The following is an 11,756-nucleotide window of genomic DNA, read 5'->3' as shown; positions in this document are numbered from 1 at the left end:
GAGGTCCTCTCGTGCGGAAATGCGAGTCGAAATCGGGGGATGTGTCAGGGTCTGGTGGCATGCGGAAGGCGCCGGATGTGCGCGAAGGCGCCTCCATCGGATAGCAAGGGCCTATGGCGGTCTTTGTCGCGCTCGGCGCGTTCCTGATGACGCTGGCCGGCGGCTGGACGGCACAGCGCGTGACCGACCGTCGCCACCTGGTCCTGGGTCTGGCCGGCGGTCTGATGCTGGGCGTGGTCGGCCTGGACCTGCTGCCGGAGGCGCTGCACGCCGCCGACCGCGAGATCTTCGGCGTACCCGCGGCCCTGCTGCTGTTCGTGGCCGGTTTCCTGCTGGCCCACCTGGTGGAGCGCACGCTGGCCGCGCGCCAGGCGTCGCACGGGGGCGACGAGCACAACCACCGCGCGCCCGAGGTGGGCCTGACGGCGGCCGCCGCGATGGTCGGCCACAGCGCGATGGACGGTGTGGCGATCGGCGCGGCCTTCCAGGTGGGCGGCGGCATGGGCGCCTCCGTCGCGCTCGCCGTGATCGCGCACGACTTCGCCGACGGCTTCAACACCTTCACGATCACGAGCCTGTACGGCAACGCGCGCCGCCGGGCGATAGGCATGCTCGTCGCCGACGCCCTCGCACCCGTCGTGGGCGCGCTGTCGACCGCGTTCTTCCACCTCCCCGAACCGCTGCTCGGCGGCTATCTCGGCCTTTTCGGCGGCGTCCTGCTCTATCTCGCGGCCGCCGAGATCCTCCCCGAAGCCCACCACGAGCACCCCGCCCGCTCCACCCTGCTGTGCACGGTGGCCGGCGCGGCCTTCATCTGGCTGGTGGTCGGCATCTCCGGCGGCTGACCGCAGCGGCCGCCTCACAGCTTCCCGCCCCGTCCGCCGTCCCGCCGCGGCGGCGCGATCAGCGTCGACAGATACGGCAACGGCTCCCCGTCCAGCTCCGCGGCCGGCCGCACCGACTCCTCCGGCAGCCCGAGCGCCGAGCCCCACACGGCGTCCCCGATCCGCCCGGTCTCCCGCAGCACCTCGGCGACCTCGGCGGCCTGCCGCCCGAACTTGTACGCCACGACGGTCCCCGGCCCGGCCAGCGCCTCCTTGAGCACCGCCGAGCCCGCCGTCACCGGCACCAGCGTCAGCGGCTCGGTGCCCTCGGTCAGGACGGCCCCGGACCTGGCCGCCAGATCCTGCATGGCGGTGATCCCGGGCACGGTCTCCACCGCGACACCCGGCACCAGCTCCGCGATCGTCTCCGCGAGATACGTGAACGTCGAGTACACGTTCGGATCCCCGATGGTGGCGAAGGCGACGGACCCGTGCCGCCGCAGCAGCTCGGCGACCCTCTCGCCCGCCGCGTCCCAGGCGGCCTCCCGCCGCGCCCGGTCGGTCCGCTCGTTCAGCGCGAACACCACCCGGACGACCTTCTCGGCGGGCACGTAGTGCAACACGGTCGCCTCGGCCCGCCCCCGCTCCCCGCCGTCCTTTCCATCGGGCGCAGCCATCACGGGTACGACGACGACGTCCGCCGCGCGCAGCGCGTTGACCCCCTTGACGGTCACCAGCTCCGGGTCACCGGGACCGACCCCGACACCGACCAGCCTGCTGCTCATGACGTCCGGCACCTCTCCACGAACCGACGGGCCACACCGGGCTCGGACGCCCAGTGCGTGTGCAGATAACTCGCGTGCACGCCCTGCTGTACGAAACCTTCGACCCGCCGAGCCGGGGTGCGCACCCCCCAGGCGGGAGCGGCACCCGCCCCGGGCTCGACGACCGTGCGATGGAACTCGTGCCCCCGCATCCGCGTGCCCGCGACGGCCAGCACACTGTCCCCGACGGCCACCGCGTCCCGGTACCCCAGAGTGAGCCGTTCACTCATCCGCGCGGTGGCGTCCAGCACCCCGCACATGGGCTTTCCGTCCAACTCCCGGCAGAGATAGAGCAGCCCGGCACATTCGGCGGCGACGGGGGCGCCGTTCAACGCCAGTTCGGCAATGGCCTTGCGCAGCGGCTCGTTGGCGGACAGCTCGGCGGCATACACCTCGGGGAACCCGCCCCCGATGACCAACCCGGCTGTATCTTCGGGCAGTTGCTCGTCCCGGAGTGGATCGAAGGTGACCACTTCGGCGCCGGCGGCGGTCAGCAGCTCGGTGTGCTCGGCATAGGAGAAGGTGAACGCGGAACCACCGGCAACGGCGACACGCGGCGCCCATTTCCCATCCGACAGTTTCGGGCGGACGGGCGGGCAATCGGGGGTCCAGGGGGCGGAGCCCCCTGGCAATGGACCGGCGGAACGTGCCAACGCCTCCAGCGCGACCAAGTCGCAACCTCGAGCAACTTGCGCCGCCATGGCCCCGACGGAGTCGACCGCAGCGGAGCGCCGCTCGGCAACAGGCACCAGCCCCAGATGCCGAGAAGGCGTATCCACCTGAGCAACCCGCCGCAGCACACCCAGCACCGGCACCCCGGCCGCATCCAACGCGTCCAGCAGCAGCTCCTCATGCCGGTCGGAGCCCACCTTGTTCAGGATCACGCCCCCGACCCGCACCTCCGGATCCCAGGAGGCAAACCCGTGCACCAGCGCCGCCACCGACCGCGACTGCGACGACGCGTCCACGACCAGCACCACCGGCGCCCGCAACAACTTGGCGACATGGGCCGTGGACGCGAGTTCCCCCTCGCCCGCGGCCCCGTCGTACAGCCCCATCACACCCTCGACGACCGCGAGGTCACACCCCGACGCCCCGTGCAGGAACAGCGGAGCGACCAGCTCCGGCCCGCACAGGTACGCGTCCAGGTTGCGCCCCACCCGCCCGGTCGCGAGCGCGTGGTACCCGGGGTCGATGTAGTCGGGCCCGACCTTGTGCGGGGACACGGCGAGCCCCCGCGCGGCGAACGCGGCCATCAGCCCCGTGGCGACGGTGGTCTTGCCGCTGCCGGACGACGGCGCGGCAATGACCAGCCGGGGGACGGAACTCACCACTCGATGCCCTTCTGGCCCTTCTGCCCCACGTCCATGGGGTGCTTGACCTTGGACATGTCGGTGACGAGGTCGGCGAAGTCCACCAGCTTCTCGGGCGCGTTACGACCGGTGATCACCACATGCTGCGTACCCGGCCGGTTCCGCAGCACGTCCACGACCTCGTCCGTGTCCACCCACCCCCAGTGCATCGGGTAGGCGAACTCGTCCAGCACGTACAGCCGGTACGTCTCGGCCGCCAGGTCCCGCTTGACCTGCTCCCAGCCCTCCCGGGCCTTCTCCTCGTTGGTCGCGTTGTCACCCTGGATGTCCCGCTGGACCCAGGACCAGCCCTCGCCCATCTTGTGCCAGTCGACGGTGCCGCCCTCGCCGGAGGCACCGAGCACACGCAGCGCGTTCTCCTCGCCGACCTTCCACTTCGCCGACTTGACGAACTGGAACACCCCGATCGGCCACCCCTGGTTCCAGGCGCGCAGCGCGAGACCGAACGCGGCGGTCGACTTGCCCTTGCCGATGCCCGTGTGGACGACGACCAGCGGACGGTTGCGCCGCTGGCGGGTCGTCAGCCCGTCGTCCGGCACCACACTCGGCTGTCCCTGCGGCATTACGCGGCCCTCCTCGAAGTCCCCTGCGTCCCCTGCACGTTCCTGACCAGCCCGGCGATCGAGTCGGCCCGCAGCTCGTCCAGCGTGACGGCCGTACCGCCCAGCTCACCCGCGAGCTGCCCGGCGAGCCCGAGCCGCACCGGCCCCGACTCGCAGTCCACGACCACCGAGGCGACGCCCTCGGCCGCGAACAGCCGGGCCGCCCGCCCCGCCAGCGCGACCGGCTCCGGGCCACCGGTGGCCCGCCCGTCGGTCACCACCACGACCAGCGCCCGCCGCGCCGGATCCCGCAGCCGCTCCACCCGCAGCACCTCGTGCGCCTTGAGCAGCCCGGCCGCCAGCGGCGTACGGCCACCCGTCGGCAGCGACTCCAGCCGGGCCGCCGCGGCGTCCACCGACGAGGTCGGCGGCAGGGCGACATCGGCCGCGGCGCCCCGGAAGGTCACCAGGCCCACCTTGTCCCGCCGCTGGTAGGCGTCCAGCAGCAGGGACAGCACGGCACCCTTCACGGCGCTCATCCGCTGCCGTGCCGCCATCGACCCGGACGCGTCGACCACGAACAGCACGAGGTTGCCCTCGCGCCCCTCCCGCGTCGCCTGCCGCAGATCGTCCCTGCGCAGCACCAGCCCCGGCCCGGACCGCCCGCGGGCCCGCTGGTGCGGGGCCGCGGCCAGCACGGTCGCCGCCAGGTGCAGCTTGGTGAGCGTCCCGCGCGGCCGCCGGGCCCCGGTGGTCCGCCCGTGCTCGGTCCGCGCGCGCGAGCGCCGCCCGGCGGCGCCCTCGCCGATCCCGGGCACGCTCAGCGCCTTCGTACGGAACGGCTCGGCGGCCCGTACGGCCTGCTGCTCCTGTGCGCCGGCGGCCTGCGGCTGCCCGCCCTCACCGGCCTCGGGCTGCGCGGCCGTGTCGCCACCGCCCTGCGGACCGCCGTCGGACTGCGGCGGCTGTCCACCGCCCCCGCCCGGACCGTCCGGGTCGGGATCCTCGTCGTCCGAGCCGCCGAACTGCTCCAGGGTCTCGTCCAGTTTGTCCTCGTCAAGACCCGGCGCATCGAACGGATTGCGGCGGCGCCGGTGCGGCAGCGCCAGCAGCGCGGCCTGCCGCACGTCCTCGGCGAGCACGTCCGTGCGCCCGGCCCACGCGGCCAGCGCCGTCGCCGTACGCGCCATCACGATGTCGGCACGCATGCCGTCCACCTCGAAGGCCGCGCAGGTCGCCGCGATCTGCCGCAGCGCCCCGTCGCCCAGCCGCACCTGCGGCAGCAGCTCGCGCGCGGCCACGATCCGATCCCGTACGGCGGCCTCCTCGGCGGCCCACCGTGCGGCGAAGCCCGCCGGGTCGTCGTCGTAGGCGAGCCGTCGCCGTACGACCTCCACCCGCTGGTCCGGCTCCCGCGAGGCCGCCACCTCCACCGTCAGCCCGAAGCGGTCCAGCAGCTGCGGCCGCAGCTCGCCCTCCTCGGGGTTCATGGTGCCGACGAGCAGGAACCGAGCCGCGTGCCGTACCGAGACGCCCTCGCGCTCGACGTAGGACGCGCCCATCGCCGCCGCGTCCAGCAGCAGGTCGACCAGGTGGTCGTGGAGCAGGTTGACCTCGTCGACGTAGAGGATCCCGCGGTGCGCGTCGGCCAGCAGGCCCGGCTCGAACGCCTTCACGCCCTCCGCCAGCGCCCGCTCGATGTCCAGCGCGCCCACCAGCCGGTCCTCGGAGGCGCCGACGGGCAGCTCGACCATCCGCGCGGGCCGCGACACACCGGCCCCGGCCTCGTGCGGCCCGTCCGGGCAGGACGGGTCCGGTGCCACCGGGTCACAGGAGAAACGGCACCCGGAGACCACGGACACCTCCGGCAGCAGCGCCGAAAGGGCCCGTACGGCCGTCGACTTGGCGGTGCCCTTCTCGCCGCGCACCAGCACACCGCCGACCGCCGGCGACACGGCGTTCAGCAGCAGCGCAAGCCGCAGGTCGTCCTGGCCGACGACGGCCGTGAACGGAAACGGGGTACTCACTTCTCGTCGCCCTCCAAGTCGCCTTCCAGCTCCAGGTAGGTGGCGCGCAGCCGCTCCAGCGTGTCCGCGTCCGGCTCGGCCCACAGCCCGCGGTCCGCCGCCTCCAGCAGCCGCTCGGTGATCCCGCGCAGCGCCCACGGGTTGGACTTCTTCATGAAGTCCCGGTTCTCCGGGTCGAAGACGTACTCCGCGCTGAGCTTCTCGTACATCCAGTCGTCGACCACGCCCGCCGTCGCGTCGTAGCCGAACAGGTAGTCCACGGTCGCCGCCATCTCGAAGGCGCCCTTGTAGCCGTGCCGGCGCATCGCCGCCATCCAGCGCGGGTTGACCACGCGCGCGCGGAAGACGCGGTGCGTCTCCTCGCCGAGCGTGCGGGTCCTCACCTGGTCGGGTACGGCGCTGTCACCCACGTAGGCCTCGGGGTTGGCGCCGGTCAGGTGGCGGACCATGGCGACCATGCCGCCGTGGTACTGGAAGTAGTCGTCGGCGTCGACCAGGTCGTGCTCGCGGGTGTCGACGTTCTTCGCGGCGACCGCGATCCGCCTGAACGCGGTCTCCATGTCCCCGCGCGCCGCCCGCCCGTCGAGCCCGCGCCCGTACGCGTAGCCGCCCCACACCGCGTACACCTCGGCGAGGTCGGCGTCGGAGCGCCAGTTGCGGGCGTCGATCAGCGGCAGCAGACCGGCGCCGTACGCACCCGGCTTGGAGCCGAAGACACGGGCCGTCGCGCGCCGCCGGTCTCCGTGCCCGGCGGTGTCCTCGTCGGCGTGCGCCTTCACGAAGTTCTGCCCGGCGGGCTCGTCCAGCTCGGCCACCGCCCGCACCGCGTCGTCGATCAGCCCGACCACATGCGGGAACGCGTCCCGGAAGAAGCCGGAGATGCGGACCGTGACGTCGATGCGCGGTCGGCCCAGCTCCGCCAGGGGAACCACCTCGAACCCCGTCACCCGGCGCGAGGCCTCGTCCCACACCGGGCGGCAGCCCAGCAGCGCCAGGATCTCGGCGATGTCGTCGCCCTGGGTGCGCATCGCCGACGTGCCCCACACCGTGAGGCCGACGGACTTCGGGTACTCACCCGTGTCCTGCAGATACCTCTGCACCAGCGAGTCCGCCAGCGACTGGCCGACCTCCCAGCTCAGCCGGGAGGGGATGGCCTTGGGGTCGACCGAGTAGAAGTTGCGGCCGGTCGGCAGGACGTTGACCAGACCGCGGGTCGGCGAACCCGAGGGGCCGGCCGGGACGTAACCGCCGTCCAGCGCCCGCAGGATGTGGCCGATCTCGTCGGTCGTGCGGGCGAGCCGTGGTACCACCTCGGTGCACGCGAACTCCAGCACCGCGACCGCGTCCCGGAGTTCGGTGCCGAGGACCTCTCGGACCAGCGGCACGCTCTCGGCGACCGCCCAGTCGCGCGCCTCCATGCCCTCCGCGAGCCGCCGGCACAGCTGCTCCAGCAGGTCGATCGCGTCGGCGGCCGTCCGGGAGGGGCCCTCGACCAGGTCCGTCAGCTCCACCGGCACCTTCACCGGCGCACCGGGCTCGGCCAGCAGCTCCTTCTCGACGAGCCCGAAGTGCTCGGCCAGCGAGGCCCGCAGCCCCGGCAGCGCGTTCGCCTGCCCGCCCCACACCTGCGAGGCGCGCAGCACGGCGAGGACCAGGTTCACGCGCGGCTCGCCGACCGGACCGCCGCCGAGGATGTGCAGACCGTCCCTGATCTGCACGTCCTTGATCTCGCACAGATAGCCGTCGATGTGCATGACGAACTCGTCGAAGTCGTCGTCGTCCGGCTGCTCGTCCACATGCAGGTCGTGGTGCAGCTCGGCTGTCTTGACCAGCGTCCAGATCTGCGCCCGCACGGCCGGTGCCTTCGCCGGGTCCAGGTCGGAGACGAGCGCGTACTCGTCCAGCAGCTGCTCCAGCTTGGCCAGGTCGCCGTAGGTGTCGGCACGCGCCATCGGCGGCACCAGGTGGTCGACCACCGTGGCGTGCCCGCGCCGCTTGGCCTGCGTGCCCTCGCCGGGGTCGTTGACGATGAACGGGTAGATGAGGGGCAGGTCGCCGAGGACGGCGTCCGGGGCACAACCGGCGCTCAGACCCAGGCCCTTGCCCGGCAGCCACTCCATCGTGCCGTGCTTGCCCATGTGCACGATCGCATCGGCGCCGAAGCTGTTGTCGAGCCAGCGGTAGGCCGCCATGTAGTGGTGCGACGGCGGCATGTCGGGGTCGTGGTAGATCGCGATCGGGTTCTCACCGAAGCCGCGCGGCGGCTGGATCATCACGACGACGTTCCCGAACCGCAGGGACGCGAGCACGATCTCGTCCCCGTCCACGTACAGGCTGCCCGGCGGCTCGCCCCACGCCTCCAGCATCGCGTCCCGCAGCTCCGGGTCGAGCTTGTCGAACCACGCCCGGTAGTCGGCGAGCGGCACCCGCGCGGGCGCGGCGGCCAGCTGCTCCTCGGTGAGCCACTCGACGTCGTGACCGCCGGCCTCGATCAGCCGGTGGATCAACTCGTCGCCGTTGTCCGGGTATGCGGTGAGCCCGTATCCGGCTTCCTTCAGGGCGTCCAGGACGCGTACCGCCGACGCGGGCGTGTCCAGGCCCACCGCGTTGCCGACCCGCGAGTGCTTGGTCGGGTAGGCGGTGAAGACCAGCGCGATCTTCTTGTCCGCGTTCGGCTTGTGCTTCAACTGCGCGTGCCGTACGGCGATTCCGGCCACCCGCGAGGCCCGCTCGGGGTCGGCGACGTACACCGGCACGTCGTCCGGTCCCTGCTCCTTGAAGGAGAACGGCACGGTGACGATCCGGCCGTCGAACTCCGGGATCGCGACCTGCATCGCCGCGTCCATGGGGGAGAGGGCGGCGTCCGACTCGTCCCAGGCGGAGCGCGAGGAGGTGAGGCAGAGGCCCTGCAGCACCGGGATGTTCAGGTCGGCGAGCGCCCCGATGTCCCAGGACTCCTCGTCGCCGCCCGCCGAGGCCTGCGAGGCATGCGTACCGCCGGCCGCCAGGACGGTGGCGACCAGGGCGTCGGCCTGCCCCAGCAGCTGGTACAGCCCGGCATCCGCGCCGCGCAGCGAACCGCAGTACACGGGCAGGGCGTTGGCGCCCCGGCCCTCGATCGCCTCGCACAGCGTGTCCACGAAGGCGGTGTTGCCGCTCAGCTCGTGCGCCCGGTAGAAGAGCACGCCCACGGTCGGCCGGCCGTCCCGGATCCCGTACGAGCCGTGCACGCCGTACTCGGGCATCTTCCGCGGTTCTTCGAAGCCCTCGCCGGTCAGCAGCACGGTGTCGGACAGGAACCGGGCCAGCTCGGTCAGGTTGTCGGGCCCGCCCTCGACCAGGTACTTCAGGGCCTCCGCCACGACACCCGCCGGTACGGACGACTCGGCCATCAGCTCGGCGTCCGGCACGGCCTCGCCGCCCAGCAGCACGGTCGGCACACCGGACGCCCGGAGGACGGCCAGCCCGTCCTCCCAGGCGCGCTTGCCGCCCAGCAGGCGTACGACGGCGATGTCCGCGCCCTCGACGAGGCCCGGCAGCTCCTCTGCGACGTCCACCCGGGTGGGGTTCCCGATCCGGTAGCCGGCGCCGGAGGCCCGGGCCGCCAGCAGATCGGTGTCGGCGGTCGACAACAACAACACTGTGCTCATGCGGGCGCTCCCGGTGGAATGAAAGGCAGTCCTTGCGGCGCGCCCGACTCGATGAGCCGCCAGAGCGCGTCCGTGTCCGCGTGCTGTTCGATCAGGTCGCCGAGCCGGTCCAGCTGCTCCTCGCGCAGCGCGGCGAACGAGGTGTCGGGGGCCGGCACGAAGCGGCGGCCCGCGGCGGCCGCCACCTCGCGCAGGAAGGCCCGCCGGAATCCGTCCGACTCCAGCGAGCCGTGCCAGTGCGTGCCCCAGGTCCGGCCGACCCGGCAGCCGTCCAGGCTGTGTCCTTTGTCATCAGAGATGAACGCCTCACCACCCTCTATGGAGGCGACGCCGTGATGGATCTCGTAGCCCTCGACCCGCTCCCCGAGGGCTTCCCCCACCGGCCGGGTCAGGGTCTTCTCGCGGGCGAACCGCACGCGCACGGGGAGCACTCCGAGTCCCGGGACGCTGCCGGCGCGCGACTCGACCTCGTCCTCGATGTGCTCGCCGAGGATCTGGAAGCCACCGCAGACGCCGAGCACCGGGCGTCCCTCCGCGGCCCTTCTGACGAGGGCGTCCGCGAGACCCCGCTCCCGCAGCCACGCGAGCGCCCTGACCGTCCCCCGGGTCCCCGGGATCACCACGAGGTCGGCGTCCGCCAGCTCCTCCGGCCGGTCCACGAACCGCACCACGACACCCGGCTCGGCGGCCAGCGCGTCCACGTCCGTGAAGTTGGACATGAGCGGGACCGCGCAGACGGCGACCCGCAGCACGTCCTCGCCGACGGGCGGTGCGGTGTTCGACTCCCGCACGGTCCCGCGCAGGGAGACTCTCAGGCCGTCCTCCTCGTCGATGCCGAGCCCGTGCCGGAACGGCAGCACGCCGTACGTGTGCCGTCCGGTGAGCCCGTGCAGCATGCCCAACCCCGGCTCCAGCAGGCTGACATCCCCGCGGAACTTGTTCACCAGGAAACCGGCGACCAGCTCCTGGTCCTCCCGGGACAGCAGCGCGACGGTCCCGAAGAAGGAGGCGAACACGCCCCCGCGGTCGATGTCACCCACCACGAGCACGGGAAGCCGCGCGTTCCGCGCGATCCCCATGTTCACGATGTCGGTGCGCCGCAGATTGATCTCCGCGGGCGAACCGGCCCCCTCACAGATCACCGCGTCATACGTGCCCCGCAACTCGGCCAGACAGTCCAGCACCGTGCCGAGCAGCCGCTGCTGGCGCCCCCCGTGGTACCCGCGCGCGCTCAGCTCGCCCACCGGCTTGCCGAGCAGCACCACCTGGCTGCTCTGCTCACCACCGGGCTTGAGCAGCACGGGGTTCATCAGCGCGGTCGGCTCGACACGGCAGGCCTGGGCCTGCATGGCCTGAGCCCGCCCGATCTCGGCACCCTCCCGGGTCACGAACGAGTTGAGGGACATGTTCTGCGCCTTGAAGGGCGCGACCTTGACGCCCTGGCGCACCAGCCACCGGCAGATCCCGGCCGTCACGACGCTCTTGCCGGCGTCGGAGGTGGTGCCGGCGACGAGGAGACCACCGTTCACTTCCCACGTCCCTTCACGAGTCGGCGCGCGGCGACCGTGCCGCCGAGCGCGAGCAGACCGACCCGGCGGGAGAGCCGTACGGCCCGGTCGATGTCGGTGACCCGGACGGGCCGCCCGGTGTCCCCGTTGAGCACGGGCCGGTGTTCGACGCGCCCGCCGTAGGAGAGCGTCCCGCCCAGCCGCACGCCGAGGGCGCCCGCGAACGAGGCCTCGACGGGCCCGGCGTTGGGACTCGGGTGCTTGCGGGCGTCCGCCCGCCAGGCGCGCAGGGCGCCTCGGGGGTCGGGTCCGGCGGCGGCCGCGAGTACGGCGGTCAGCCGCGCCCCAGGCCAGCCGGCGAGGTCGTCCAGCCGGGCGGAGGCCCAGCCGTAGCGCCGGAAGCGGGCCGACTTGTGCCCCACCATCGCGTCCAGGGTGTTGACGGCCCGGAAGCCGAGCAGCCCCGGCACCCCGCCCACCGCACCCCACACCAGCGCACCCACCACGGCGTCCGAGGTGTTCTCGGCAACGGACTCGACCACGGCCCGGGCCATCCCGTCGGCGTCGAGGGCCTGCGGATCCCGCCCGCACAGATGCGGCAGCCGCGCCCGCGCCGCCTCGACGTCCCCGGACTCCAGCGCGCGCCCGACGGTCCGCGCCTCCCGGGCGAGCGAAGTGCCCCCGACCACGGCCCAGGTGGCGGCGGCGGTCAGCGCGACGGAGGCGACGGGGGAGCGGCGCACGGCCCGCTCGGCCGCGGCCCCCAGAGCGACGGCACCCCCGGCGCACAGGGCGGTGTGCAGCGCACCCCAGCCGCGGTGGTCGTGCCACAGCGCGCGTTCCACGGCGGCGGCCGCCCGTCCGAACGCGGCGACCGGATGCCCGCGGCGCGGATCGCCGAGGACGAGGTCGCCGACGAGGCCGGCGGCGGCGCCGTACGCGTAGAAGCGATCGGCACCCATCGGCTCAGCCGGCCGTGGGGGCAGGCAGGGCCCTGTTACTGAACCT

8 protein-coding genes are annotated in these 11,756 nt (G+C 73.1%); 1 reads left to right on the top strand and 7 read right to left on the bottom strand.

Annotation, left to right across the window (positions count from 1 at the left end; all coding sequences use genetic code 11):
• Positions 1–113 precede the first annotated feature (113 nt).
• Complete coding sequence (locus ACWC5O_RS18540; protein ID WP_450588387.1) at positions 114–845, top strand: ZIP family metal transporter; 732 nt, start codon at positions 114–116, stop codon at positions 843–845.
• Positions 846–859: 14 nt separating this feature from the next.
• Here ACWC5O_RS18540 and cobI read toward each other — a convergent pair whose 3' ends face one another.
• The 7 genes from cobI to ACWC5O_RS18505 are packed head-to-tail and all read right to left on the bottom strand — an operon-like array spanning position 860 to position 11,710.
• Positions 860–1,609 (bottom strand): precorrin-2 C(20)-methyltransferase, encoded by a 750-nt coding sequence (cobI, locus tag ACWC5O_RS18535; RefSeq protein ID WP_450588385.1) that lies wholly within the window; start codon positions 1,607–1,609, stop codon positions 860–862.
• Entirely contained in the window at positions 1,606–2,982 is a 1,377-nt protein-coding gene (locus ACWC5O_RS18530) for a cobyrinate a,c-diamide synthase (protein WP_450588383.1), read from the bottom strand. Before ACWC5O_RS18530 ends, cobI begins: the two co-directional genes overlap by 4 nt.
• The gene (gene cobO / locus ACWC5O_RS18525; protein WP_450588382.1) at positions 2,976–3,584 is read right to left on the bottom strand and encodes a cob(I)yrinic acid a,c-diamide adenosyltransferase; all 609 of its coding nucleotides are present in this window, start codon (positions 3,582–3,584) and stop codon (positions 2,976–2,978) included. Before cobO ends, ACWC5O_RS18530 begins: the two co-directional genes overlap by 7 nt.
• The gene (locus tag ACWC5O_RS18520) at positions 3,584–5,590 is read right to left on the bottom strand and encodes a putative cobaltochelatase (protein WP_450588380.1); all 2,007 of its coding nucleotides are present in this window, start codon (positions 5,588–5,590) and stop codon (positions 3,584–3,586) included. The genes cobO and ACWC5O_RS18520 overlap by 1 nt, the downstream gene beginning before the upstream one ends.
• Positions 5,587–9,240, bottom strand: a complete 3,654-nt coding sequence (cobN, locus tag ACWC5O_RS18515) for a cobaltochelatase subunit CobN (protein ID WP_450588378.1) — start codon at positions 9,238–9,240, stop codon at positions 5,587–5,589. The genes ACWC5O_RS18520 and cobN overlap by 4 nt, the downstream gene beginning before the upstream one ends.
• A complete protein-coding gene (locus tag ACWC5O_RS18510; protein ID WP_450588377.1) occupies positions 9,237–10,769 on the bottom strand; it encodes a cobyric acid synthase in 1,533 nt (510 codons plus the stop codon). Before ACWC5O_RS18510 ends, cobN begins: the two co-directional genes overlap by 4 nt.
• Complete coding sequence (locus ACWC5O_RS18505) at positions 10,766–11,710, bottom strand: cobalamin biosynthesis protein (protein WP_450588375.1); 945 nt, start codon at positions 11,708–11,710, stop codon at positions 10,766–10,768. The genes ACWC5O_RS18510 and ACWC5O_RS18505 overlap by 4 nt, the downstream gene beginning before the upstream one ends.
• Positions 11,711–11,756 lie beyond the last annotated feature (46 nt).

It is taken from the genome of Streptomyces sp. NPDC001450 (genome assembly GCF_053597295.1).
Note: the sequence above shows the minus strand (reverse complement) of the source record. Positions and strands in the feature narration are given on the sequence as shown.